Raw genomic sequence first — 26,174 nt, 5'->3', positions numbered from 1 at the left:
GTCGCCCAGCGTACGACTCTAAGGTATGCGACATACCAGCTTGCAAACAATCGGCGTGGTGGACCACGCTCCGAGCCACTTTGTCGCAGATGGGGCGGCTGTTGCCGGGTACGCGGGAAGAAAAAAGAACGGCCCCGGAGCAGGGGCCATTCGTTCAGAGCAATGAATTTTGTTGGCGCCGCCTCGGCGGCATTTGCGCCGAAATTATTGGCGTAGCAAGGCCTTAGAGGCCGAAACGCGGCAGGTCGCCGTTGCGGACGGAAATCTCGGCGCTCTTCATCAGCAGCCGATCGATCGTGGCCAGCAAACGTCCCCACAGCGAGGTCGGGGCCGAAATTGCGATGGAGGCAGTCTTGGACATGATGTCCCCTTCTGAAGTTGCAGCGGAATTTCCGCTTCGTGATCTGGGGACTATTTATGTATACCAGATGCCAGGAGCAACGCATTTGTTTGCATAGCAGCATCCGTCTTCTGCAATGCAGCATAGATCGGTTATCTGGCATTCCAAATAGCAAAACGGCCGCCGGAGTTCCGGCGGCCGTTGCTTCCAGAGCCGATAATTGGCCTATTCGGCCGCCTGCTTCTGCGGCGGGTCGAGCGCGCCGGAATCGTGGATCTCGGCGACCTGGTGGTCGCTGAAGCCGAGCACCTGGCGCAGCACCTCGTCGGTGTGTTCGCCGAGCAGCGGCGAACGGAGCACCTCGCTCGGGCTGTCGGACAGCTTGATCGGGTTGCCGACCGACAGGTACTTGCCGCGGGTGGGGTGATCGACTTCGACCACCGTGCCGGTCGCGCGCAGCGACTGGTCTTCGGCAAGCTCCTTCATCGACAGGATCGGACCGCAGGGGATGTCGTACTGGTTGAGGATCTCCATGGCCTCGAACTTGGTCTTGGTCATGGTCCACTGCTCGATGCGGGCGAAGATCTCGTTCAAGCGCGGCAAGCGGGCCGGCGGCTTGGCGTAATCGGGATGCGTCTTCCAGGTGGGCTCGCCGATGACCTCGCAGATCTTCTCCCAGACCGGCGCCTGCGTGATGAAGTAGATGTAGGCGTTGGGATCGGTCTCCCAGCCCTTGCACTTCAGGATGCGCCCGGGCTGGCCGCCGCCGGAATCATTGCCGGCGCGCGGCACGGCGTCGCCGAACGGAATGCCCTCGCCGAACTGGCTGTATTCCTTCAGCGGGCCATGGGCGAGGCGCTGCTGGTCGCGCAGCTTGACGCGGCAGAGGTTGAGCACGCCATCCTGCATCGCCGCGGTCACCCGCTGGCCCTTGCCGGTGTGGGTGCGCTGGAACAGGGCGGTGACGATGCCGAGCGCGAGATGCAGACCGGTACCGCTGTCGCCGATCTGCGCGCCGGTGACGAGCGGCACGCCGTCGCGGAAGCCGGTGGTCGAAGCGGCGCCGCCTGTGCACTGCGCGACGTTCTCATAGACCTTGCAGTCCTCATACGGACCCGGGCCAAAGCCCTTGATCGACGCCACGATCATCTGCGGGTTGATCTGCTGGATCTTCTCCCAGGGGAAGCCCATGCGGTCGAGCACGCCGGGGCCGAAATTCTCCACCAGCACGTCGCACTTCTTGATCAGCGCGGTCAGGACTTCCTTGCCCTTCGGGTTCTTGGTGTCGAGCGTGATCGAGCGCTTGTTGTGGTTGAGCATGGTGAAATACAGGCTGTCCACGTTCGGGACGTCCTGCAACTGGCCACGCGTGATGTCGCCGACGCCGGGGCGCTCGACCTTGATCACGTCGGCGCCGAACCAGGCCAAAAGCTGGGTGCAGGTCGGCCCCGACTGGACATGGGTGAAATCGAGAATGCGAACGCCCGTAAGCGCCTTAGTCATCTGTCCTCTCCTTGTTACTACCTGTTGCTGTCATGCCCACGAAGGCGGGCATCCAGTCATCACCGTCGATTCAGTCGGGCTCAGTGTTCGCCTCACGATAGCTCGGCGGCTACTGGACTCCCCGCATGCGCGGGGAATGACGACATTCGATTGATCCTCACTTCTTCTTCAGAACGCTCTGCGGATTGAGATTGCCGATGCGGCCGCTCTCCGAGCCCGCCGCCGGATCGATCACCGCGTTGATCAGCGTCGGCTTGCCGGAGTCCATCGCCGCGTTGACGGCGCGCTTCAGTTCATCCGGCGAGGTGGCGTTGACGCCGACACCGCCGAACGCCTCGATCATCTTGTCGTAGCGTGCGCCCTTCACGAATACCGTGGTTGCCGGATCGGCGCCGGCCGAGTTGGTATCGGTGCCGCGATAGATGCCGTCATTGTTGAAGACGACGACGCAGACCGGCAGGTTGTAGCGGCAGATGGTCTCGATCTCCATGCCCGAGAAGCCGAAGGCGCTGTCGCCTTCGACCGCGAGCACCGGCTTGCCGGTCTCCACCGCGGCTGCGATCGCATAGCCCATGCCGATGCCCATCACGCCCCAGGTGCCGACATCGAGCCGCTTCCGCGGCTGGTACATGTCGATGACGCCGCGGGCGAGGTCGAGCGTGTTGGCGCCTTCGTTGACGAGGATCGCGTCGGGCCGCTCCTTGATGATGGTGCGGAGCACGCCGAGCGCGCCGTGATAATCCATCGGCGAGGCATTGCTCATCAGTTTCGGCGCCATCTTGGCGACGTTCTCGTCACGCTTGGCGTTGACCTTGGTGGTCCAGTCGGCCGGCGGGGCCGGCCAGTTGCCGCCCATGCCCTCGAGCAGCGCCGTTACGCAGGAGCCGACGTCGCCGACCAGCGGAGCCGCGATCTCGACGTTGGAGTCCATCTCCTTCGGCTCGATGTCGACCTGGATGAATTTCTTCGGCGCGTCGCCCCAGGTCTTGCCCTTGCCGTGCGAGAGCAGCCAGTTGAGGCGGGCGCCGATCAGCATCACGACGTCGGCATCCTTCAGCACGGTCGAGCGCGCTGCGCCGGCGGACTGCGGATGCGTGTCGGGCAGCAGGCCCTTGGCCATGCTCATCTGCAGGAACGGCGCGCCGCTCTTCTCGACGAAACTGCGGACCGCGTCATCGGCCTGCGCATAGGCCGCGCCCTTGCCGAGGATGATCAGCGGACGCTTGGCGCCCTTGAGCACGTCGAGCGCGCGCTTCACCGCCGATGGGGCAGGGATCTGCGCCGGCGCCGCGTCGATCACCTTCACCAGCGAGTTCTGGCCGGCTTCGGCGTTCATCACCTGCGAGAACAGTTTTGCCGGCAGGTCGAGATAGACGCCGCCGGGACGACCGGAGACGGCGGCGCGAATCGCGCGGGCAAAACCGATGCCGATGTCCTGGGCATGCAACACGCGGAACGCTGCCTTGCAGAGCGGCTTGGCGATCGCAAGCTGGTCCATCTCCTCATAGTCGCCTTGCTGCAGGTCGACGATCTCGCGCTCCGAGGAACCGGAGACAAGGATCATGGGAAAGCAGTTGGTGGTGGCGTGCGCGAGCGCGGTGAGGCCGTTGAGGAAGCCGGGCGCCGACACCGTGAGGCAGACGCCGGGCTCCTTGGTCAGGAAACCCGCGATCGCCGCCGCGTAGCCTGCGTTCTGCTCATGGCGGAAGGACAGGACGCGAATGCCGGCGGCCTGCGCCATGCGGCCGAGATCCGTGATCGGAATTCCCGGCACGCCGTAGACGGTGTCGATGCCGTTCAGCTTCAGCGCGTCGATGACGAGGTGAAAGCCGTCCGTCAGCTCCTGTTCCGTGCCCGGTGCTTCGGTCTTGGCGGCGGTATTTAGCATGGGCCTGGTTCTCCCTGTGGCTCCTGGTTCGGACGAGTTTTCGTCGTCTTCTGATCTGAGTGATGCGTTAAGTGAAAAGTTCCTGGCCGTGCGCTTCGACATAGGCGGCAAGCCCAAGCGTGTGGTCGCGCGCGCGCTTTTCCGCCAGCTCGGTGTCGCGCGCCTCCAGCGCCTCGATGATGCCGAGATGCTCGGGGAGCGATGTCGCGGTGCGATCCTTCCGCCCGATCGTGAGCTGCCGGTAGCCGCGCACATGCAACAGGATGTCGTTGGTCATATCGACCAGGACCTGATTCTCGGACAGCGAGATCAGCGCCTGATGGAAGGCGATGTTGGCCTTGGAATATTCCTCGATGTGATCTTCCGGCCGGCGGTCGCTGCCGAAATCCTTGAAGAAGTCGCGCAGCGCCGTGATGTCCTTCTTGCGTGCGGTGGTCGTGATCAGGCGTGCGGCCATGCTCTCGAGCGCGGCCCAGGCGCGGATCATGTCGACGATCTCCGCCTTGGTGCGACGGACCACGACGATGCCGCGGCGTGGCACGGTTTTGACGAAACCGTCCTGCTCGAGCATTGCGATCGCTTCGCGGATCGGGGTGCGGCTGACGCCGAGGCGCTCGGACAGCGCGCGCTCGTCGAGCATCACCGGCTCAGGCGTCGCGTAGATGTCCATCTTGAGAATAGCTTCCTTCAAGGCTTCATAAGCCTTGTTCTTGAAGCTCGTCTCTGGCGCGATCCGGACGATCGCAATATCTGCCTCAGCCATAGCAGGCGATGCCTTGGTTTCCTTTGGTGTTGCCACGACTCGTCTCCTCCGTTTGGGAGACGTCTTCTTAGCAGAAGAAATGCTCTCAGGTTTTTGGCATGCCAAATACCAGAATGTCAAGTTGCCGATGTTTTCTGCGTCTCGGGAGGGAAGAGCCGCTTGACTTTTTGGCTTCTGGCATACCAAATGCCATCAAATTTGTCCTGGGAGGAAGCCGATGTCAAATTCAAAAGATGCAGTCCGCAAAGTTCTCGATGCGGTCAAGGCGGACAGGCGCACGAGCCTGACGGCGCCGGAGGGCAAATTGGTCTGCGACGCCTACGGAATCCCGGTTCCGAAGGAAGGCGTGGCCAAGTTGGCGTCCGATGCGGCGCGGATCGCCTCCGACATGGGTTTCCCGGTGGTGATGAAGATCGTCTCGCCGGACATTCTCCACAAGACCGAAGCCGGCGGCGTGGTGGTCGGCGTCAAGACGGCGGCCGACGCCGAGAAGACCTACGAGACGATTCTCGCCAACGCCAAGAAGTACAAGGCCGACGCCAAGATCGAGGGCGTGCAGGTCCAGCAGATGCTGGGCGGCGGCACCGAGGTGATCATCGGCTCGATCACCGACGGCTCGTTCGGCAAGCTGGTCGCCTTCGGGCTCGGCGGTGTGCTGGTCGAAGTGCTGAAGGACATCACCTTCCGCCTCGCGCCCGCGACCAAGGAAGATGCGCTGTCGATGCTCGACGGCATCCAGGCGCATGAGATGCTGAAGGGCGTGCGCGGCGGCGATCCCGTAAACCGCGAGGCGCTCGCCGACGTCATCGTCAAGGTCTCCAGGCTCGTCAGCGATTTCCCAGAGATCGTCGAGCTCGACCTCAATCCCGTCTTCGCCACCAAGAAGGACGCGATCGCCGCCGACGTGCGCATCGTCGTCAATTTCGATTACAAGCCGCGTCCGGCGCCGCGCCCGACCGAGGAAATCGTCGCCGCGATGAACCGCATTATGCAGCCGAAGGCGGTCGCCGTGATCGGCGCCTCCGCCGAGGACGGCAAGATCGGCAACTCCGTGATGAAGAACCTCATCAACGGCGGCTACAAGGGCGAAATCTATCCGATCCATCCCAAAGCGCCCGAGATCCTCGGCTACAAGGCCTACAAGAGCGTCAAGGACGTGCCCGGCGTGATCGACACCGCCGTGTTCGCGATTCCCGCCAAATTCGTCGCCGCAGCGCTGGCCGAATGTGGCGAGAAGAAAATTCCGGGCGCCGTGCTGATCCCGTCGGGCTTTGCCGAAGCCGGCGCGCCGGAATTGCAGGCCGAGATCGTCGAAGTCGGCAAGAAATACGACATCCGCCTGATGGGGCCGAACATCTACGGCTTCTACTACACGCCGGCCAATCTCTGCGCGACCTTCTGCACGGCCTACGACGTCAAGGGCCGCGCGGCGCTGTCGTCGCAATCGGGCGGCATCGGCATGGCGATCATCGGCTTCTCGCGCTCGGCCAAGATGGGCGTCTCCGCGATCGTCGGCCTCGGCAACAAGTCCGATATCGACGAGGACGATCTGCTCGCCTTCTTCGAGCAGGACCCGAACACCAACCTGATCGCGCAGCACTGCGAGGACCTGAAGGACGGCCGCGCCTTCGCGGAAGCCGCCAAGCGGGTCTCCAAGAAGAAACCAGTCATCGTGCTGAAGGCCGGCCGCACCTCGGCGGGCGCGAAGGCAGCGAGCTCGCATACCGGCGCGCTTGCCGGCAACGACAAGATCTATGAGGACGTGTTCAAGCAGTCCGGCGTGATCCGCGCGCGCTCGCTCCGGCAGCTGCTCGAATTCGCCCGCGGCGTGCCGGTGCTGCCGACGCCGAAGGGCGAGAATATCCTCATCATCACCGGCGCCGGCGGCTCGGGCGTGCTGCTCTCCGACTCCGTCGTCGACAACGGCCTGTCGCTGATGTCGATGCCGCCGGACCTGGATGCGGCGTTCCGCAAGTTCATTCCGCCGTTCGGCGCCGCCGGCAATCCCGTCGACATCACTGGTGGCGAGCCGCCGATCACCTATGTCAACACGGTCAAGCTCGGCCTGTCGGACGAGCGCATCCACGCGCTGATCCTCGGCTACTGGCACACGATCGTGACGCCGCCGATGGTGTTCGCCCGCAACATGGTCGAGGTGAAGAAGGAGATGGAGGCCAAGGGCTTCGTGAAGCCGATGGTGGCCTCGCTCGCCGGCGACGTCGAGGTCGAGGAAGCCGCCGAATATCTCTACCAGAACGGCATCCCGGCCTATGCCTATTCGACCGAGCTGCCGGTCGAGGTGTTAGGGGCCAAGTACAAATGGGCGCGCGGCGCGGGCCTGCTGTGAGAACGCTCGACCACATCGGCCCGCCTGCGGGGAGAGGTCGGATCGCATCGGAGATGGGATCCGGGTGAGAGGGCTCTCCGCTTGCTCCCATTCGAGTTTGCGGAGACAGCCCTTACCCCGACCCTCTAAGGGCGAGCTCGGCTCGTCCCGGCCCCGCAAGAGCGGGGCGAGGGAGATCAAGTCAAACGCATCTCGCTCTGGCAGTCTGACTGACGAATGCAGGTCGCGATGAAGAGAGACGTGATCCGACGCAAGTCCATCGAACTCAAGACCAGCGCTGAGCACGAAGCCGATTCGCGCGAGGGCGGCGTGCAGTCGGTCGACCGCGCGCTCTCGATCATCGAGACGCTGGCGGAAGATGACGAAGGCTATCGCCTGAGCGATCTCGCGATCCGCACGGGGCTGTCGACCTCGACCGTGCATCGTCTGCTGACAACGCTCGAGAGCCGCCGCTTCGTGCAATTCGATCGTAGCGAATCGAAATGGCACGTTGGCGCCCGCAGCTTCACGGTTGGCGCCACTTTTGCGCGGCGCCGCAATTTCACCGCGCAGGCAATCCCTTATTTGCGCAAGCTGCGCGACCTCACGCGCGAGACCGCCAACCTTGCCGTGGTCGACGACGAGTTCATCGTGGTGCTGACCCGGATGGAAAGCCGCGAGATCATGCGTTCGCTGACCAAGGTCGGCGGCCGCGTGGCGATGGTCGCCTCCGGCGTCGGCAAGGCGGTGCTCGCGACCTATTCGGACGACGACGTCGGCGCGATCATCCGCCATCACGGCATGCCGCGCCTGACGGAAAAGTCGATCGTGCGGCCGAGCGATTTGTTCAGGGAGCTCGAACGCGTCCGCCGCCAAGGCTACGCCGTCGACGACGAGGAAGCTTGCATGGGTCTGCGCTGCATCGCCGCTGTGGTCTACAACGATTGCAGCGAGCCGCTCGCGGCGATTTCGGTGTCCGGGATGACCAGCCGCCTGACCGACGACCGCCTGGCCGCGCTCGGGCAGACCGTGCGCGAAGTCGCAGCCGAGCTGACGGTTGCGCTCGGCGGCGTGATGCCAAGGACGATGCCTGCCTGATCGTCAGCTGTCATGACGAGGACGCCACCCTGTGGCACGGCGCCGGCATTTGGCGAAAGTCCCAAATCCACTACAGTAGCCGGCAACGGGCCAGTGGACCGGTTGCTTCCTGGCCGCAAGAAAATGCCGGGGAGAAGCTCATGGGCCGGAAGATAGCGATCGTCGGGGCCGGTGCGGTCGGCGGGTATGTGGGCGCCCATATGGTGCAGGCGGGCGAGGACGTCACGTTCATCGATCCCTGGCCCGCGCACGTCGAGCAGATGAGGAAGCACGGACTGCGCGTCACCCACGCACGGGACGTCGCGGAATTCTCGGTTCCCGTGCGCGCGCTCCACATCACGGACGCGCAGCAACTCGCCAGGGAGAAGCCGGTCGACATCGCCTTCATCTGCATGAAGTCCTACGACACGGCCTGGGCGACCATGCTGATCCGGCAGCATCTGGCGCCGGACGGCTATGTCGTGTCACTGCAGAACTGCATGAATGAAGAGACGATTGCCGGCATCGTCGGCTGGAGCAAGACGCTCGGATGCATTGCCAGCAGTATCACGGTCAACCTGCCCGAGCCCGGCCACATCCACCGCGGCGCCGGCAAGGGCGGAGCAGCGCACACCGTATTTCGCGCCGGCGAAGTGCATGGTCGCCTCACGCCACGGGCGGAAGAAATCTGCCGTCTGGTGGGCTACTCCGACAGCGCCAAGGTGACCGGCAATCTGTGGGGCGAGCGATGGTCGAAACTGGTCGCCAACGTCATGGGTAATGGGCTGTCGGCCTGCACAGGTCTGCCGGGCGGAGACATGTTGCAGAGCGAGCCGATCCGCCGCTTCTCGGCCCGGCTCGGCAGCGAAGCGATCCGGGTCGGCCAGGCGCTCGGCTATCAATTGGAGGAGATCCTGCATCTGCCGCCCGAGACGATCGCGCGTGCCGGGGAGGGCGACGAGGCCGCGATGCGCGTCTGCGACGAGCAGCGCTTCAAGGATGGCAAGCGCACCTCGTCCGAGCAGCGTCCCTCGATGGGCCAGGACATGCAGAAAGGCCGGCGCACCGAAATCGAATTCCTCAACGGTTTTGTCGTGCGAGAGGGCGAGAAGATCGGCCTCTCCTGCAAGGCCAATGCCGTGCTGACCGACATCGTCAAGCGCGTGGAGCGTGGTGAGCTGAGCCCGGATCCGCGGCACATCACCGAGCTGCGGTTGAACTGAGTCGCGGGGCTCGCTTCGACACGCTCGCAATAGCAGCTTGACGTCTCGAATTGCGCAAGCTCTGGGCCAATGCCCGACATCTCGGCATGCGAGAGCCCGACTCATGCCATGAGGACGAAGCGGGCTGAAGCGCAATGGCTATCTGGAGAGACATTGAGCTGCGCAACGTCAGCATTCATGCGCGATACCCTCGATAACGCAAATGCCTCAGCTGCAAAAAGGCAGCATGTGCACGAATCAAAGGCAGCAAGAAGCTCATTCTGCCGGAATGCACACTCAACATCGCAATTTCGTGTCTAGTTTTGCGTCTTCCTGTCTACTTACGCGTCGAATTTGGCACGGTGGTTGCTTGAAACACATGGTGGACAGGAGACACCATGTCATCGCCCAAAGTGCAACTTCGTTTGAACGGCATTCGCAAGAGCTTTCCTGGAAAGGAAGCAGCGACGCAGGTCCTCGACGGCCTGACCTTCGACATCCATGAGCGTGATTTCGTCAGCATCATCGGCCCGAGTGGCTGTGGCAAGACGACCGTGTTCAATATCATTGCCGGACTCGTCGATCCAGATGATGGCGTCATGCTCTATCGTGGCCAGGAGGTGGAAAGCCTGCGCGGCCGGGTGGGCTATATGATGCAGAAGGATCTGCTTTTCCCCTGGCGCACGGTGCTGGACAACGTTCTGCTCGGCCTCGAGACCAAGGGCATCGATCCAAAACGTGCTCTGGACACCGCTAGGGAATATCTCAGCACGTTCGGTCTTTCCGGCTTTGAGAACGCATATCCCAAGGCGCTGTCCGGCGGCATGCGCCAGCGCGTGGCCCTGATCCGCACTCTCGTGCTCGATCCCGACATCCTGCTCCTCGATGAGCCGTTCTCGGCCCTCGATTATCAGACGCGGCTGTATCTCGAGGGCATTCTGATGGAGGCGGTGGAGACCTTTCACAAGACCGTGATCCTCGTGACCCATGACATCGATGAGGCCGTGGCGCTGTCCAAGCGCGTGGTCGTGCTCAGTCAACGTCCGGCGCGCGTGAAGGCCGTGCACGATATCGCGCTGAACGAACATTCGCCGATCGCGGCCCGAAGCGACCCGCGCTTCTCTGGCTATTTCCATACGCTTTGCGCGGAGCTCGATATCCAGACCAGGAAGAGTGCATGACGGAAACGGCTCAAATTGCAAAAACCGCGGCGCCCGCTCGCCCACGCGAGAAAAAGCGCCGCAACGTGTTCGATTCCCTTATCGGGCGAAGCGCCCTTCAGATCCTTGCTGTTGTCGGTTTCTTCCTGCTGTGGGAAGCGGCGGTGCGATGGGGATGGCTGTCGGCCTTCCTTGTTGGCCAGCCGAGCGGGGTTCTGCGCAACCTGATCGGTTCGATCGCGAACGGCTCTCTTTTCACTGATACGGGCTTTACAATATTCGAGGCGATCCTGGGATTTGCCTTCGGTACCGTGATCGGCTCGGTCATCGGCCTTGCGCTGTGGTATTCGATATTCGTGGCGCGGCTGGTGGAGCCATTCATCGCGGCCATCAATTCGGTGCCGAAAATCGCGCTGGCGCCAATCATCATCCTGTGGTTCGGCACGGGCTTGCTGTCGAAGGTCGCGCTCGCGATTTCGCTCACCTCGATCGTCGCTCTCATCACCGCCTATCAGGCGGCAAAGGATGCGGACAAGGATCTCCAGGCGCTGCTTTTCTCGATGGGTGCCTCCAAGCAGCACATCTTCAAGCGGGTGATCGCGCCCTCTACCTTGCCTGCGATCATCGCCACCTTCCGCATCAATATCGGCTTCGCCCTGGTGGGCGCGGTCGTGGGGGAGTTCATCTCCTCCCAGCATGGTCTCGGCCACGTCATCTACGTGGCCTCGAGTCTTTACGATCTCAATACAGTGTGGGCCGGCCTGTTCACGCTGATGCTTGTTGGCTTTCTCTTCTACCACTTGGTCGAAGTCACCGAGCGCTGGCTGCTTCCCTGGAAGCAACAGCAGGGTGGCACGCAGATCAACGTTTGATCCTCTTTCAGGAGACTTCCAAAAAATGAGACGGCGAATTCCAAAACTGAGCATCCTTTCCGTCGCCCTCGCTCTTGCTGTTGGCATAGCCGCAGCAGGACCGGCTTCCGCCGAGATGAAGAAGGCGACCATTTCTCAGGCGTTTCAATCCCTCTTGTACCTGCCGCTTTATGTCGGCATGCACGAAGGCTTTTTCGAAAAGCAAGGACTTGATCTCACCAAGGAAAGCGCCGGCTCCGGAAGCGTTGCTCTCTCGGCCGTGATCTCCAGGAGTGCGCAATTCTCGCTTCATGGACCCGAATGGACAGCCATCGCTGCGTCCAAGGGCGCGCCGGTGAACACGATCGCCAACGTCGTGAATGGCGCCGCCGTATGGATCGCCGCCACGCCCGACTTCAAGTTCGACAGTGTGAAAGATCTCAAGGGCCAGAAGATCGTGACTGGCCTGATGCCGACCACCAGCACCTCGCTGTTCATCAAGCTGCTGAAGGAAAACGGCATGGATGCCAGCAAGGACGTGGAGATGATCCAGGTTCCGCTCGGCACGGAGCCCGGTCCCTTCGCCGCCGGTCAGGCCAAGGTGGCGGTGATGTACGAGCCTGGCCTCGACCAGGTGGTCGCCGCCAAGGGCATGAAGGTGGTTGTCGGCTTCCCGAAACTGTACGGCGCCTATGCCTTCTCGACCATCACCGCTCGCAACGATGTCGATCCGGACCTTGCGCAGCGGCTGACCAACGGTCTCGAAATGGCGGAGCGCTTCATGCACAAGAATGAGGCGCGCACGGTAGAAATCGCTCAGAAGGAATTCCCGAATCTTGAGCCTGCCGTAGTGGAAGCGGCGGTGAAGCGCATGCTTGCCGACAACGTTTATCCCACCAGTGTCGATATCACGCCCGACGCGCTGAAGATTGCGCTTGAGACCCAGATCGCGCTCGGCAATCTCGCTGCCCAGCCTGACTACAAGACCTTCGTTCCAAGAACCTATATCGAGAAGGCGATGGCCACCAACTGAGCTTCGCCGATCTTCGTCGCAACGGCTCCGGGCCGAACCCGGAGCCGTTTGCCTTTCGACTTCCCTTATCCCTGTCTGCGGCCATCCGAACATGAACTTCGCGCAAGACCACTCCGGCCTCCTCGAAATCATCAGCATGATCGCTGCGACCTCGGCACAACCGCAGGACCTGATCACGGCCAGCCACGCGCGCGCCTCGGCTGTCGAGCCCGATCTTCACGCCTTCGCCTATTTGCCGTCCGAACCGCCCGTTGTTTCAACGGGCAATGGACCACTTGCGGGCGTCGCGATCGGCGTGAAAGATCTCGTCGACACGGCCGATATGCCGACCACCTACGGTTCGCCGGTATATGCAGATCACCAGCCAAATGAGGATGCCTGGGTCGTCAGCCGTCTGAAAGATCTCTCGGCGACAGTTCTCGGCAAGACGGTCACCACCGAATTTGCATGGCGCGAACCCGGTCCGACCCGCAACCCGTGGAATCCAAGGCACACGCCAGGCGGTTCTTCGTCCGGCTCTGCGGCAGCCGTTGCAAGCGGATCGGTGCAAGCGGCGCTGGGCACGCAGACTCTGGGATCGATCCTGCGACCTGCCGCCTATTGTGGTGTGGTGGGATTGAAACCCAGCTTCGGCACCATCAGTCTGAAGGGCGTCCATCCGCTCGCTCAATCCCTTGATCATCTCGGCCTGTTCGCCCGCAGCGTGAATGACGCCGCGTATCTGCTGGCGCTGCTCGCGGGCGGCCCCGGCGCTTCCAGGCAGGCGCCGTTCCAGATTTCTCCTGAAGGCGTTGATCCTTTTCCCGCACCGCGGATCGCGTGGCTTCGTCCGGCGGCAACGCCGCCGCTGACCGCAAGCCAAAGTGCGTTGCTCGCGCAAGTCGCTGCTCGTTTTAAAGACGCCGGAGCGATCATAGAGCCGTTTGCGCTGCCTGCGGAGTTTGAGCAACTGGCAGCCCTCTCCGCGACGCTCTGCGGCGCGGAAGGGGCGGCGAACTTCGGTGATCTCGTCACGCGTTTCCCGGACAAGACCAGCGCCCGGCTTCAGGCCCTTGTCGAACGCGGCGCGGCGATTTCCGCGACCGAATACATTGCCGCCCGCGCCAGGCAGCTTGCGCTGCGCACCGATTTCGCCCGCGCGCTCGCAGGTTTTGACGCTGTTCTCACGACCGCAGCAACGGGCGAAGCGCCGGAAGGATTGTCTGATACCGGCGACCCTGGCCTGTGCGTGCCTTGGACAACTCTCGGAGTTCCGGCGATCGCATTGCCCGCCGGCATCGGGCCGAGCGGCCTGCCCATGGGGATCCAGCTTGTCGCGCCTTTCGGCGAAGACCTGAAGCTGCTGCGGATCGCCAAATGGTGCGAAACCTCACTCGCCGTGAAAACCGGGCGCCGCTAGTTAGAGCGAACAGATGCAGCCGGCAAGGCGCTCGGGGGCCGTGCCGTTTCGCCAGCCAGATGGCCGCTAGCCTTCATAAAATCAGGCGTTGCGGATCAGGCGCCTTTGATATCCGATATGCCCTCAACAGATATACCCTCAACAACGGCGCGAAGTCGAACGTCGCCGGATGCTCCGAGTTGGGGCCAGGCTGTATGTGGCAAGGAGGCCGAGGCATGAGGATCGTGAACGTAGCTCTGGGAACGGCCCTGGTCCTGTGTAACCTGGGCATGTTTAGTGTCGTAGCGCATGCGCAGAGGGCCAAAGTCGTTCGTGAATCACGGGAAAGGCCTATCATCAGGGTGCCCGTGGTAAGGACAATTCCTTACTGGGATTACTATATTGTTCCACGATATCGTTATCGCCCTGAGGACGACCGCGTCGATCCGTGCGGCGGGCCCGTCGTGCCGGTGATACGCTATGGGGCTCAGGAGGAAACGGTTCCGTTGTGGCTGGCGAACGCTTTCGGCCTCGGCCGCGTGCATGGGCGAGATTGGCCGTGTCGAGGTCAAGGCCGGTAATGCACGGCCAGGCGCGGTTCGCCGGGACGACTTAGTGAGCCAAACATCGTCACATCATGGACTGCGGGTCCGGCGCAGTCGTGAGGCTCAACCGCAGCTCCCCTATAATGGTTGGAATGAGCCCTTGCCACAGACGAGGGGCGACAATCAGTGGACTGCGAACTCTAGCCAATCGCTCCATCGGCTATCATCGATACGGGAGGTGCAATGACTGATCGGAAATCATCGGCAAGTCTTCCGCAAGATGGCAGCCGCGAAGCGTGGTGGCTTCCTTCAATACGACAGGCGTCCGAAATGCTCGGGCATCGAACGCGTGATGCGAATCAGGATATTCAATCAGGTTTACGTCTTTTCCCGCTTTCATCAGTCGCTCAGTTGCCCAACCACCAGAATCCGCCGCTTAGCGGCCCTTCAGCGGGTTATCTTCCGGATTCAGATAGTCGATGCGCGTCGGGCCGATACCGGTGATCTGAAACACCACTTCCTCATCTCTCGTTTCCGCGAACTGCCATACCGTGGGTGGCACGTACGACACCGTGCCGGGCGGAAACGCCATGAGTTTCGAAGTATCGACCTTGTCGCCGATCGCCGAATAGTAGGTCCCGGAGATGATTGTGCGGGCGCGCTCATCCGGGTGAGAGTGCACAGGCAACTTGTAGTTCGCCGGTGGTTTGACCCTTATGGTGAACAGACCCGGTTTGGCAGGACTGCCCAGCAGAACCGCCATTTGTGCTCCCCTGATCGCGGGCAGCGGACTCCACTTGATGTCGGCGGGCGTCACCCGGATGTACTCAGGAGGCCCGTCCTCGGCCTCTGCTGCGGTCAGACCGAGCGAAGCGACTATGAGCAGCAGGGCGACCAGCATCTTGAAAGAGGCCATCGCTGCGTTCCTTCCCGTTTTGGCTGTCGATACTCAGGCGGCCGGCTATTTCAACTCGCTCGCCAGGAACTGCGCGACACGATTGATCGCATCCGCGCGGGCTTCGGGATTTGATCCCATGGTCGGCGCACTGCCATCCGGCCGTTTCTGACTGGTTATTTGCGTCAGCGGGAGGTTCGGATGATCGAAGGCGTGGTGGGTGTCGGGATAGAAGTGCATGTCAATCGGAGGGCTGCCCTCGTCTTTTGCTCGCGCGATCATGTCCTTGCATGGTCCCGGGGGCGTAGCGCTGTCTGCCTCGCCCATCAATAGCAGCATCGGTTGGCGGGGTCGCCAATGCGGATCCTTATCCGCGACCGGAGGACAGTTCGGATAAATGGCGATCGCAGCCCGAAAATCCTTTTCCGGCGGCACATCTTTCGGCAAGGCGCCGTTGGCGATCGTAAACATCATTGCCATTCCGCCGTAAGACTGACCAAGAATCGCGATGCTGTCGGACCGCACGTCGGAGCGCGACCTCAAGTAGTTCATTGCACCAAACGCGTCCATCGCCGTCTCCCGGTTTGGCAGAATGGGGCGCGAGAACACCGGCAACATCGCGCAAAGACTGACGTGTCCGCGAGGTTGAAAGGAGTCGATCAGGAGAACGATGTATCCCTGTTGAGAGAGGACTTCGCCCCATGTTCCGTAGAGCGGGCGGACTTCGCCTTTTTCGTTTGCCGCGCCGTCGCATCCGTGAATGCTGACGACTGACGCAAAGGGTCCTGGTGCAGATGGCCTGTAAAGATAGCCGTTGATGATCGTGGGCGTTCCACCCTTCAGCTCGCTATCTGTCGAGGGGAATGAGACCTTCTCTTGCGCCCTGGCTAACGAGATCAATGCGAGAAGCAGACCAAACCCGAGTGCAATGCAATCGAAGGAAGCAATAGTATTCGACTTGGAGGCCGCCATATCGCACTCCACGGTTTTGCAATCCAACTATTCAAGAAGCATTGTCGCTCCATCGGCTTTCGATCGGTCGCATTCCGGGTGCTGCGCCGATCGCTCAACTTATAGTGTCTCAGCGACTTGAGACGGTGTCATCCCCCAAACGGGTGACAGAGCATGGCAACGTAAGCCCGCCACTTCCCACGCATCAAAGCAGCCCTCAATCCGGCAAATCGAATCTATTCGATGAGCGGACTGGTCGAAGAGGCGCAACGCGCCGCGGGAGCGGCCAGCCGTGTTTGCCGTCATCGCGAGCGAAGCAATCCATCTCTCCACGCAAGCGGATGCATGGATTGCTTCGCTTCGCTCGCAATGGCGGAGGACCTCGATTTCCATCGTGCGAATATTCCAAGCGCTTGAATTCACGCAGTTTTCAAACTTCTTTCCACAACGCGGGAAACAAAATCTGCCGCGTTGAGATCGAGCCTCCGCGTCGCGATCATCGGCTCGATGGCAACATTGTTGAACGAGGCGTGACATGGCGAAGATGCGGGCGGTCGATGCGGCGGTGCGTATTCTGGAGAAGGAAGGAGTGTCGTGCGCGTTCGGTGTTCCCGGCGCGGCGATCAACCCGCTTTATTCTGCGCTGAAGAAGCGCGGCTCGATTCGGCATATCCTTGCGCGCCATGTCGAGGGCGCATCCCACATGGCGGAGGGTTATACCCGCGCCAAATGCGGCAATATCGGCGTCTGCATCGGCACGTCGGGGCCGGCGGGGACCGATATGATCACCGGGCTCTATTCGGCGATCGCCGATTCCATTCCGATCCTCTGCATCACCGGGCAGGCGCCGCGGGCGCGGCTCTACAAGGAAGATTTCCAGGCCATCGACATCGAGTCGATCGCAAAGCCGGTGACGAAATGGGCGGTCACGGTGCGCGAGCCCGGTCTCGTGCCGCGCGTGTTCAGCCAGGCGTTTCACCTGATGCGCTCGGGGCGTCCGGGTCCCGTACTGATTGACCTGCCGCTCGACGTTCAGCTCGCCGAGATCGAGTTCGACGATGAGACCTATGCGCCGCTCCCGGTCTACAAGCCGGCCGCGACGCGCGCGCAGATCGAGCGCGCGCTGGAGATGCTGAACATAGCGGAGCGGCCCCTGATCGTGGCCGGCGGTGGCGTCATCAACGCCGATGCATCCGAGCTGCTGGTGAGTTTCGCCGAGACCGTCAACGTGCCTGTGGTGCCGACGCTGATGGGCTGGGGCGCCATCCCGGACGACCACGTGCTGATGGCCGGAATGGTCGGGCTGCAGACCAGTCACCGCTATGGCAATGCCACCATGCTGCAGTCGGATTTCGTGCTCGGCATCGGCAACCGCTGGGCCAACCGGCACACCGGCTCGATCGAGACCTACACCAAGGGCCGCACCTTCGTGCATGTCGACATCGAGCCGACGCAGATCGGGCGCGTGTTCAATCCGGACCTCGGCATCGTTTCCGACGCCAGGGCGGCGCTTGAACTGTTCGTTACAGTTGCGAAGGAATGGCGAAAAGCCGGAAAGCTCCGCGAGCGGCAGGCGTGGCCGGCCTCATGCCAGGACCGCAAGCGCACGATGCTGCGAAGGAGCCATTTCGACGACATGCCGATCAAGCCGCAGCGCGTCTATCAGGAGATGAACCACGCTTTCGGCCGCGACACCTGCTACGTCACCGTGATCGGACTGTCGCAGATCGCCGGTGCGCAATTCCTGCGCGTTTATCATCCGCGCAACTGGATCAATGCGGGGCAGGCGGGACCGCTGGGCTGGACGCTGCCTGCGGCGCTCGGCGTGCGCGCCGCCGATCCGGACCGCGAGATCGTCGCGCTCTCGGGCGACTATGATTTCCAGTTCCTGATCGAGGAGCTCGCGGTCGGCGCGCAGTTCCAATTGCCGTACATCCATATCGTCGTGAACAATTCCTATCTCGGCCTGATCCGCCAGGCCCAGCGCGGCTTCGACATGGATTTCCAGGTGCAATTGTCGTTCGAGAACATCAACGCGCCCCACATCGGCGTCTATGGCGTCGACCATGTCGCGGTCGCCGAAGGCCTCGGCTGCAAGGCGATCCGCGTCACCGATCCGAACGATGCGCAGGCGGCGTTTGCGACCGCGCGCGAATGGATGGCGAAGTATCGGGTGCCGGTCGTGGTCGAGTTCATCCTCGAGCGCGTCACCAATATCGCAATGGGTACGGAGATCGACAACGTCGTCGAGTTCGAGGAACTGCTCGACTTGCCGCTGGACGAGGTGCAGCCGCGCCAGGATGCGCGTCAGCCCGGCAAATTGTTGCCCGCCGAGTAGGGAGTTTGATCGTGCCGAAATTTGCCGCCAATCTCACGATGCTGTTCGGGGAATTGCCGTTCCTCGAGCGCTTCGCTGCCGCCAAGGCCGCCGGTTTTGGCGGCGTTGAATATCTGTTTCCCTATGACTTCGATCGAGCCGAGCTGCGCGAGCAGCTTGATGCGCACGGCTTGATCCAGGTCCTGCATAATCTCCCGGCCGGCAATTGGGCGGCCGGCGAGCGCGGGATCGCGATCCTTCCCGATCGTGTCGAGGAGTTCCGCGACGGCGTCTTCCGCGCCATCGCCTACGCCAAGGCGCTCGACTGCCGGCAGTTGAATTGCCTCGTGGGTATCGTACCGCGCGGCGCCGATCCGCGCGAACTGAACGAGGTGCTGGTCAACAATCTGCGCTTCGCCGCCGACGCGCTCGCCAGGGAGCAGATCAGGCTGCTGGTCGAACCGATCAACACGCTCGATATCCCCGGCTTCTTCCTGAACCGCACCGAGCAGGCGGCGCAGCTTATTGCCGACGTGGGCTCGAGCAATCTCTTCATCCAATATGACATCTACCACATGCAGGTGATGGAGGGTGACATCGCCCGCACCGTGCAAGAGCATCTGGCGCGGATTGCGCACGTCCAGCTCGCCGACAATCCCGGTCGCAACGAGCCCGGGACGGGCGAGATCAACTACAATTTCCTGTTCCGGCACCTCGACACGATCGGCTATCGTGGCTGGGTCGGATGCGAATACAAGCCTCGAACAACGACGACCGAGGGTCTTGGGTGGCATGCGGCGCTTACGGTCGTTACCTAAAGGGAGAGATTCGCCATGACCAATATCGGATTTATCGGCCTCGGCACGATGGGACGTCCAATGGCCGGTCATCTTCAGGCCGCTGGCCACCGGCTGTTTCTGCATGACGTCGGAACCATCCCGCCGGAGTTGGTCTCGGGCGGCGGCGTCGTCTGCAAATCGGGCAGGGAGGTTGCGCAGGAAGCGCAGGCCATCATCATCATGGTGCCGGACACGCCGCACGTGGAGGCGGTGCTGTTCGGTCCCGGCGGCGTCGCCGAGGGAGTTTCCAAGGGCAAGATCGTGGTCGACATGAGCTCGATCTCGCCGCTCGCGACCAAGGAGTTCGCGAAAAAGATCGAGGCCCTCGGCGCCGACTATCTCGATGCGCCCGTTTCCGGCGGTGAGGTCGGCGCCAAGGCGGCAGGCCTGACCATCATGGTCGGCGGTCCCGAGCATGCGTTCGACGCGATGAAGCCGGTGTTCGAGAAGATGGGCAAGAACATCACGCGGGTCGGCGGCAACGGCGATGGGCAAACGACGAAGGTCGCCAACCAGATCATCGTCGCGCTGACGATCGAGGCAGTCGGCGAAGCCTTGCTGTTTGCGTCGAAAGCCGGTGCCGACCCCGCGCTGGTGCGGCAAGCGCTGATGGGCGGCTTCGCCTCGTCGCGGATTCTGGAAGTGCATGGCGAACGGATGGTGAAGCGCAATTTCGAACCGGGCTTCCGCATCGAATTGCATCAGAAGGATCTCAACCTTGCGCTCGAAGGCGCGCGAACGCTCGGCTTGTCGCTGCCCAGTACAGCACTCGCCCAGCAACTGTTCTCCTCCTGCACGGCGCATGGCGGCAAGGCGTGGGATCATTCGGCCATGGTGCGTGCGCTGGAGATGATGGCGAAACACGAGATCTAGAACATTTTCGGTTCTGATTGAATCAGAACCGAAGCTCTAGATTCTTGTTTTGACGCGTTTTCTTCACGCGAACCGGTATCCACTTCGCTCGAAAACGCTCTAGCTCCCCTCATAGTGAGGAGCCGCGCAAGCGGCGTCTCGAACCATGAGGCCCCGCTGCAGCCCGCGGCCCATCCTTCGAGACGACGCTACGCGGCCGTCAGGATGAGGTGGCGTATGCGGCAGGCTGTGGGGAGTGAAACTCTACAGCGCCTGCCGCACGCCGAGGCCGAGCATGAAGCGTTCCCTGATCTGCACGGGATCGCGGCGGGTCGTGCCGGTGCCGGGCTTGTCGTCGATGCGCACGCCGATCAATGTCGGGCCTTCCGAGGTCAGCGATTGGTCGATCAGACGTTCGAAATCATCCTCATCGGCGGCCCAGGAGCTGCTGGGAAGGCCGCTCGCCACCGCGATGGCGACGAGATCGGAGACCGCAGCCGCCGGCGTCGGCTGCGCGCCGGTGATCTGATAGATGCCGTTGTCCATCACGACCATGGTCAGGTTCTTCGGCGCCAGCGTCGCGATCGTCGACAGCGAGCCGAGCTGCATCAGCAGCGAGCCGTCGCCCTCCAGCGCGAACACGCGCCGCTTCGGCTGCGCCAGCGCCACGCCGAGCGCGATCGGAAAGGCAAGCCCCATGCTGCCCAGCATGTAGAAGTTCTGTGGCCGATGGCCGGCGGCCCAGAGATCGAAATTGGTGTTGCCGATGCCGCCGACCACGGCTTCTTCGTTCTTCAGCCTTGCGACAAGGCGCGAGGTGAGATCGAACCGGTTCATCACCTTGGTGTTGCGGGCAGGGGTCTTGCTCGCCGTGTTCATGGGACCGCTCACTTGTCAAAGACCTTGCCGCCGGTGAGCAGCGGCGAGAGGATCAGCGCCACCGGCGCCTGCGTGGTGACGGCCTGCTTGATCGAGCGGTCGCAGATGAATTCGAACTCGTCGAGCCGGGTGACCGTGTGATGCTCCATCGCAAGCGAGTCGAGCACCGGCCGCATGGTGCGGCAGACCAGCGCCTGACCATAGTTGAATTCGCCGAGCGTGCCGCGCTCGGAGACGAACATGATCACCGGGATCTGGTAGGGGATCGCGAGCGAGGCCAGCACATTCGCGAGCGTCGCGAAGCCCGAGGTCTGCATCAGCACCGCGCCGCGCACGCCGCCCATCCAGGCGCCGGAGACGATTCCAACAGCTTCCTCCTCGCGCGCGGTGGGAAAGGTGGTGAAGAAGGGATCGGCATGCAGGTTCTTGATCAGCGGCGTCAGCACGCGATCCGGCACATAGGGCACGAGGCGGATCTCGTTGCGTTTGAGCGTCTGCAGCACGATGCCGTGCCAGCTCTTGTCCGCTGCGGCTTTCGAACCTTGATCCTCCGCCAGCGCCATCCTTGTTCTCCCTGACATCCCGCGACGCTGCGGCCGCTTTTCGTGTGGCAAAACTTCACCCGACCGGCGGGATTGTCAACATGTCGCAGTCGCAACGTGGCCTGCGGTTTCCGCTGGTGCGGATACCGGTCCGCTATGCGATACAGACGGCAACGATAATAAGACGAGAGCAGTGGGAGGAATGTCATGGCCGGCTGGTTCTGGCGAGCCGCCATTGCGGCGGTGATGTCCTTTGCGGCCGGTTCGCTATTCGCACAGCCGTTTCCGGCCAAGCCCGTTCATGTCCTGGTCCCCTATCCACCCGGCGGGGGCGTCGATGTGCTGACCCGCACGCTTGCCGACGTGGTGTCGAAACAATGGGGTCAGTCGATCGTTGTCGAGAATCGCCCCGGCGCCGGCGGCGTGATTGCCTCGCAGGTGATCGCCACCTCGCCGCCGGACGGCTATGAGCTGATCATGGTGGCGAGCGGCCACGCCACCAATCCGTTCCTCTATCCCAAGCTGCCTTACGATACGTTCAAGGATTTCTCGCCGATTTCCCTGCTGGCGTCGTCGCCCAACGTGCTGCTGGTGCGCGCGGATTCTCCCTTCAAGTCGGCGGCCGAAGTCATTGCGGCCGCGAAGGCCAAGCCGGGCAGCCTGTCCTACGGACACGCCGGCAATGGCACATCGACGCATCTTGCGGGCGAACTTCTGAAGAACCTGGCAAAGATCGATCTCAACGCGATTCCTTACAAAGGCGGCATGCCGGCGATCAACGACCTCCTGAGTGGACAGATTCCGCTGTCATTCAACAACGGCCCGGAGTCGGTCGGTCAGCTTCAGGCCGGCACCGTCCGGGCGCTCGCGGTCACGACGGCGGCGCGGGCGCCGTTCCTGCCTGACGTGCCCAGTCTGTCCGAGGCCGTGCCCGGCTACGACACCGAGGTGTGGTGGGGACTGCTCGGCCCGGGCGGCATGCCGCCTCAGCTCGTGATGAAGCTCTCGCGTGACTTCGTGGCCGCGCTGAACACGGAGGTGGTAAAGGAACGGCTGACCAAGCTCGGCGCGGTGCCGATCGGGAGTACGCCGGAAAAGTTCGACGCCAGGATCCATGCCGACTATGAGAAATGGGGGCCGATCATCAAGGCCGCCGGGATGACGGCGGAATAGCGCGATGACCGCTTCAGCCATTCCCGCCTGCCTGCCGCCGCGCGAGGTCAGCCCTCCGAAGCTGCCGCTGCCGCCGGGCGCGTGCGATACCCATGCCCACGTGTTCGGTCCGTCCGATCGATTTCCTTATGCGGAGGATCGCAGCTACACGCCTCCCGACGCGCCGCTGGAAAGGTATCTTCGCATGCTCGACACCCTTGGCTTTGCGCGCGGCGTGCTGGTGCAGGGGAGTGCGCACGGGCGCGACAATGCCGCAATGCTGGATGCGCTCCGGCGCACGCCCGATCGGCTGCGCGGCGTCGCGGTGGCCGACGCCGGCGTCGCGCCGGCGACGCTGCACGAATGGAACGCGATCGGCGTTCGCGGCCTGCGCTTCAATCATTTCTTCCGCGGCGGCCAGTTGCATTATCGTGGCGGCATCCCACTGACAGAAGCCGAGAGGCTCGCGCCTGTGATGGCGGAACTCGGCTGGCACCTCCAGCTCTGGATCGACGTCAAGGACTTGCCGGAGACGATCCCATTGTTGAAATCCTTCCGCCTGCCTGTTGTGATCGACCATATGGGCCGTACCGATGCCTGCGCCGGTACCGGCACCGAAGGGTTCCAGAGCCTGCTGCGCGCAGTCGGCGACGGCTGGTGCTGGGCGAAGCTTTCAGGTGCGCACCGGCTCAGCCAGCAGGCGCCGGATTATCCCGATGCGCGGCCGTTCCACGAGGCGCTGGTGAAGACGAATCCCGAACGTCTGGTCTGGGGCGGCGACTGGCCACATCCGCGGGTCGAGGGCGAGATGCCGGATGCCGGCTATCTGCTCGACCTGTTCCAGCAATGGACACCGGATGAGCCGACGCGGCGGCGCATTCTCGTTGCCAATCCAGCAAGACTCTATGGTTTCCCGAACTGAAAGTTGCAGAAGGACATGACCGTCAACAACAAGCGCGTCTTCTACGTCAAATACCTCGCCCACAACATCTACGCGGAAATCCTCAAGGCCCGCCCCGACGTGCGGCTCGACCGGCTGGAGAACGAGAGCCCCGACGAGGTCGCAGCACCCATCCTCGAAGCCGCGCATGCCTACCAGATCGGCGCGGCCCGCGACGAGCTTGCCAGGCACTTCCATGTCGACCGCGACCTGCTCCGCCGCACGCCGAACCTCCTGATCGTCTCCTCCAACGGGGCGGGTTTCGATCCCGTCGACGTCGAGGCCTGCACCGCGGCCGGCGTGCTGGTGGTCAACCAATCCGGCGGCAACGCCAATTCCGTCGCCGAGCACGCGCTGGGGATGCTGCTGACCCTGTCCAAGCGCATCATCGAATCCGATCGCGTGTTGCGGCGCCAGCGGGATGTCAACCGCAATGCGCTGATCGGCAACGAGGCGCAGGGCAAGACCATCGGCATCATCGGCCTCGGCAATGTCGGCCGCCGCATCGCCGAGCTCTGCCGGGGGCTCCTGCACATGAAGGTGATCGCCTACGATCCCTATTTGACCCCCGAGGAGATGGCGAAGCGGGGAGGAGAGAAGGTCGAGCTCGACGAGCTCCTGCGCCGTGCCGACTATGTCTCGATCAGTTGCCCGCTGACGAAGGAAAGCCGCGGCATGATCGGCGGGCGCGAATTCGGGCTGATGCAGCCGCACGCGTTCTTCATCACCACGGCACGCGGCTTCATCCACGACGAGGACGCGCTTGAGGATGCGCTGCGCAACAAGCGCATCGCCGGCGCCGGCCTCGACGTCTGGGCCAAGGAACCGCCGCCGCCGGAGCATCCGCTGCTGCAGTTCGACAATGTGCTCGCCAGTCCGCATACGGCCGGCGTCACCCGGGAGGCGCGCGAGAACATGGGCCGAATCGCCGCCGAGCAGATCCTCGACGCGCTCGACGGCAAGCGGCCGCCACGGATCATCAATCCCGAGGTCTGGCCGGCTTACACCAGGCGCTTCGAACGGGCGTTCGGGTTTGCGCCGGAGTAGGGACATCGCTGATTTTTAGTCAAATCCGCTGTCGAATATGGCGCCGGGCAGGACGTGGAACCGTAGGGGATCGGGGCAGCCAGCCTGCCCCGATCGCTGGTGCCCGGCGTCGCTGCACGACGGGCGCTCATCGGTCTTGATTTTCCTCAAATCATTTTTCCAAGATGCTAGTATCCAATAGTCCGACGCTACCCGAGTAGCAGGAGGCTCCCATGTCACGATTCGTCGTTAGCTTCATGAAGGACGTGCTTGGTGACAACGGTCGCGAAAGGGAGGTTTGCCAGAGTTCGCTGGAGATTAATGCCTTGAACGAAGGTCAGGCCGCGGAGATGGCCAAGCAGAAATTCTGCGAAGCGCAGGCGCTGTGTGACTGGTCGCTGCACGCTGACCGCATCCGGATCGACTCGGCAGATTTTCCCTCATAACCACTCGGTTGAAGTTAGCTCGGGCGTCGCAACGTTGCTGACGGGCTCTCGCCGAACTTTGCGCGATAGGCACTTGCCATCCGGCTCAGATGGGTGAAGCCGAGATCGAAGGCGATGTCGACCACGCGCTCATCCGGCTTTGCGTCTTTCAGCCGGGCATTGAGCCGGGCGAGCCGGATGTCCTGCAGCATCGCCGAGATCGTCGTCCCGAAATGCCGGCGGAAGCCAAGCTGTAGTGCGCGAATGCCGACGCCGGCAGCATCGGCAAGCCGCGAAAGATCGAGCGGCTCATCGGCCTGCGCCTCGAGCCAGGCGCGCGCCCGCTTCAGCGCCGCCGGCTGCGTCTCGACGCGGCCTTCGAAGATGGCGATGGCGCGGCTCAGGCTATGATGCTGTCCGTTGAGTAGGACATTCAGCAATCGTTCTCGCCAATCGGCCGCCGCCAGAGCTGACAGGCGCTTCGCTGGACCAAGGCTCTCGGCGAGATCGACGAGGTCCCCGATCCCCGTCTGAAGCGCATGTCCAAACGGTGCAGTAAGGTCGACCGACGGATCGAACTCCACCGCTCTCGTTGCTGTCCCCGCGAGCGCGGCCGCGCGGTGTTCCACCAGCTTGCGTTCGAGCAGCAGGATGAGCTGGGCGCAATCCTGCCGCCACGTCATCTGCGTCGGGATGGTCGGCGACAGCAGCGATGCCGCTGCTCCAGGCTTGGTCGTCACCTCGCGCGCCGCAGTCCGTATTTCAGCACAACCATGTAGTGGTATCTGCAACAGGAAGAACCGGTCGAGGCAGCCGGGATCGATGGAGACCGATCCGCCGTAGGCGACATGGTTCACCGAAAATCCGTCAAAGGCGGCGCAATTGTGCTGGGCGCTGAAATCTCGCTCCGAACGGCCGACCGGCTTCAGTTCGTGCGGGCAGAAAATCCGTCCGATCGCCTCGGCGGCGTCATCGACACTGGTGGTCGAGACGCGGGCGAAATCCGCGAGCCGGGCGTTGGCCAAGGCACCTGCGTTCATCGCAACCACCGCGGAGTTGCTTGAGGTTTAAAATATCGGCAGCCTAATGCATCTCTCGGTGCGGGGAAACGCGGTTTCGGTGCGCAGTCTGCCCGATCGCTATGCGACCCTTTGCCGGGCGGTTGGGCAGCGGCGGCTCCTCCTGCAGCGCAACATGCGCTTCGTGGCCGCGGGATTCGTTTATCGGCTAGACAAGCCGTCGCGCGGGCGACAGCCTGACGGGCGCGGTGCAGTCCAGACATGGAGGTGG

Annotated in this window: 24 protein-coding genes; 15 read left to right on the top strand and 9 right to left on the bottom strand. The window is 62.8% G+C overall.

All coding sequences use genetic code 11. The annotated features are described in order from the left end of the window. Positions 1 to 223: 223 nt before the first annotated feature. The 4 genes from I6F35_RS11415 to I6F35_RS11400 all read right to left on the bottom strand — a co-directional run bounded on the left by I6F35_RS11415 (position 224) and on the right by I6F35_RS11400 (position 4,530). On the bottom strand, positions 224 to 361 hold the full coding sequence (locus tag I6F35_RS11415) for a hypothetical protein (RefSeq protein ID WP_225117760.1): 138 nt from the start codon (positions 359 to 361) through the stop codon (positions 224 to 226). A gap of 204 nt (positions 362 to 565) precedes the next feature. Then, positions 566 to 1,843 (bottom strand): formyl-CoA transferase, encoded by a 1,278-nt coding sequence (gene frc, locus I6F35_RS11410; RefSeq protein WP_225117759.1) that lies wholly within the window; start codon positions 1,841 to 1,843, stop codon positions 566 to 568. Between the two features lie 157 nt (positions 1,844 to 2,000). Further along, positions 2,001 to 3,731, bottom strand: a complete 1,731-nt coding sequence (gene oxc, locus I6F35_RS11405; RefSeq protein ID WP_225117758.1) for an oxalyl-CoA decarboxylase — start codon at positions 3,729 to 3,731, stop codon at positions 2,001 to 2,003. Positions 3,732 to 3,798: 67 nt separating this feature from the next. After that, positions 3,799 to 4,530, bottom strand: a complete 732-nt coding sequence (locus I6F35_RS11400; protein WP_225117757.1) for a GntR family transcriptional regulator — start codon at positions 4,528 to 4,530, stop codon at positions 3,799 to 3,801. Between the two features lie 181 nt (positions 4,531 to 4,711). Here I6F35_RS11400 and I6F35_RS11395 point away from each other — a divergent pair, with 181 nt between their 5' ends. From I6F35_RS11395 to I6F35_RS11365, 7 genes are all read left to right on the top strand, one after another. After that, entirely contained in the window at positions 4,712 to 6,841 is a 2,130-nt protein-coding gene (locus I6F35_RS11395; RefSeq protein ID WP_225117756.1) for an acetate--CoA ligase family protein, read from the top strand. 228 nt (positions 6,842 to 7,069) lie between these two features. Next, a complete protein-coding gene (locus I6F35_RS11390; protein WP_225117755.1) occupies positions 7,070 to 7,918 on the top strand; it encodes an IclR family transcriptional regulator C-terminal domain-containing protein in 849 nt (282 codons plus the stop codon). Between the two features lie 140 nt (positions 7,919 to 8,058). Then, positions 8,059 to 9,120 (top strand): 2-dehydropantoate 2-reductase, encoded by a 1,062-nt coding sequence (locus I6F35_RS11385; protein WP_225117754.1) that lies wholly within the window; start codon positions 8,059 to 8,061, stop codon positions 9,118 to 9,120. A 377-nt stretch (positions 9,121 to 9,497) separates the two neighbouring features. After that, positions 9,498 to 10,280: an ABC transporter ATP-binding protein gene (locus I6F35_RS11380; protein ID WP_225117753.1), complete on the top strand. Its 783-nt coding sequence runs from the start codon at positions 9,498 to 9,500 to the stop codon at positions 10,278 to 10,280. Beyond that, positions 10,277 to 11,131, top strand: coding sequence for an ABC transporter permease (locus I6F35_RS11375; protein WP_225117752.1), 855 nt, complete (start codon positions 10,277 to 10,279; stop codon positions 11,129 to 11,131). Before I6F35_RS11380 ends, I6F35_RS11375 begins: the two co-directional genes overlap by 4 nt. A 25-nt stretch (positions 11,132 to 11,156) precedes the next feature. Beyond that, positions 11,157 to 12,143 (top strand): ABC transporter substrate-binding protein, encoded by a 987-nt coding sequence (locus I6F35_RS11370; protein ID WP_225117751.1) that lies wholly within the window; start codon positions 11,157 to 11,159, stop codon positions 12,141 to 12,143. A 91-nt stretch (positions 12,144 to 12,234) separates the two neighbouring features. After that, entirely contained in the window at positions 12,235 to 13,542 is a 1,308-nt protein-coding gene (locus tag I6F35_RS11365) for an amidase (RefSeq protein WP_225117750.1), read from the top strand. Positions 13,543 to 14,502: 960 nt separating this feature from the next. Here I6F35_RS11365 and I6F35_RS11360 read toward each other — a convergent pair. Further along, a complete protein-coding gene (locus I6F35_RS11360) occupies positions 14,503 to 14,982 on the bottom strand; it encodes a cupin domain-containing protein (RefSeq protein ID WP_225117749.1) in 480 nt (159 codons plus the stop codon). Between the two features lie 45 nt (positions 14,983 to 15,027). Further along, a complete protein-coding gene (locus I6F35_RS11355) occupies positions 15,028 to 15,933 on the bottom strand; it encodes a dienelactone hydrolase family protein (RefSeq protein WP_225117748.1) in 906 nt (301 codons plus the stop codon). Between the two features lie 271 nt (positions 15,934 to 16,204). Between I6F35_RS11355 and I6F35_RS11350 the strand changes: the two genes are divergently transcribed. Genes I6F35_RS11350 through I6F35_RS11335 form a run of 4 tightly spaced genes read left to right on the top strand, consistent with a single transcriptional unit; the run spans position 16,205 to position 19,941 of the window. Further along, positions 16,205 to 16,387, top strand: a complete 183-nt coding sequence (locus tag I6F35_RS11350; RefSeq protein WP_225117747.1) for a hypothetical protein — start codon at positions 16,205 to 16,207, stop codon at positions 16,385 to 16,387. 60 nt (positions 16,388 to 16,447) lie between these two features. Next, a complete protein-coding gene (gene gcl, locus I6F35_RS11345) occupies positions 16,448 to 18,250 on the top strand; it encodes a glyoxylate carboligase (protein WP_225117746.1) in 1,803 nt (600 codons plus the stop codon). Positions 18,251 to 18,261: 11 nt separating this feature from the next. Next, entirely contained in the window at positions 18,262 to 19,047 is a 786-nt protein-coding gene (gene hyi / locus I6F35_RS11340) for a hydroxypyruvate isomerase (RefSeq protein WP_225117745.1), read from the top strand. Between the two features lie 15 nt (positions 19,048 to 19,062). Then, complete coding sequence (locus I6F35_RS11335; protein ID WP_225117744.1) at positions 19,063 to 19,941, top strand: 2-hydroxy-3-oxopropionate reductase; 879 nt, start codon at positions 19,063 to 19,065, stop codon at positions 19,939 to 19,941. Between the two features lie 243 nt (positions 19,942 to 20,184). On the opposite strand, the gene I6F35_RS11330 is transcribed toward I6F35_RS11335, so the two are convergent. Both I6F35_RS11330 and I6F35_RS11325 read right to left on the bottom strand, forming a co-directional pair. Continuing rightward, a complete protein-coding gene (locus I6F35_RS11330) occupies positions 20,185 to 20,799 on the bottom strand; it encodes a thiamine pyrophosphate-dependent enzyme (RefSeq protein ID WP_225117743.1) in 615 nt (204 codons plus the stop codon). An 8-nt stretch (positions 20,800 to 20,807) separates the two neighbouring features. Beyond that, complete coding sequence (locus tag I6F35_RS11325; RefSeq protein ID WP_225117742.1) at positions 20,808 to 21,362, bottom strand: thiamine pyrophosphate-binding protein; 555 nt, start codon at positions 21,360 to 21,362, stop codon at positions 20,808 to 20,810. A 186-nt stretch (positions 21,363 to 21,548) separates the two neighbouring features. Between I6F35_RS11325 and I6F35_RS11320 the strand changes: the two genes are divergently transcribed. The 4 genes from I6F35_RS11320 (at position 21,549) to I6F35_RS11305 (ending at position 24,905) form a co-directional block, all read left to right on the top strand. Beyond that, entirely contained in the window at positions 21,549 to 22,514 is a 966-nt protein-coding gene (locus tag I6F35_RS11320) for a tripartite tricarboxylate transporter substrate binding protein (RefSeq protein WP_225117741.1), read from the top strand. 4 nt (positions 22,515 to 22,518) lie between these two features. Further along, a complete protein-coding gene (locus I6F35_RS11315; protein WP_225117740.1) occupies positions 22,519 to 23,415 on the top strand; it encodes an amidohydrolase family protein in 897 nt (298 codons plus the stop codon). 15 nt (positions 23,416 to 23,430) lie between these two features. After that, positions 23,431 to 24,480 carry a hydroxyacid dehydrogenase gene (locus I6F35_RS11310; RefSeq protein ID WP_225117739.1) on the top strand — a complete coding sequence of 350 codons (1,050 nt, stop codon included), beginning with the start codon at positions 23,431 to 23,433 and terminating at the stop codon, positions 24,478 to 24,480. Between the two features lie 212 nt (positions 24,481 to 24,692). Next, on the top strand, positions 24,693 to 24,905 hold the full coding sequence (locus I6F35_RS11305; protein WP_225117738.1) for a hypothetical protein: 213 nt from the start codon (positions 24,693 to 24,695) through the stop codon (positions 24,903 to 24,905). 14 nt (positions 24,906 to 24,919) lie between these two features. On the opposite strand, the gene I6F35_RS11300 is transcribed toward I6F35_RS11305, so the two are convergent. Continuing rightward, positions 24,920 to 25,924, bottom strand: coding sequence for an AraC family transcriptional regulator (locus I6F35_RS11300; RefSeq protein WP_225117737.1), 1,005 nt, complete (start codon positions 25,922 to 25,924; stop codon positions 24,920 to 24,922). Positions 25,925 to 26,174 lie beyond the last annotated feature (250 nt).

It is taken from the genome of Bradyrhizobium sp. BRP22 (assembly GCF_020194175.1).
Lineage (GTDB): Bacteria > Pseudomonadota > Alphaproteobacteria > Rhizobiales > Xanthobacteraceae > Bradyrhizobium.
This window is presented reverse-complemented; position numbering and strand designations above follow the sequence as displayed.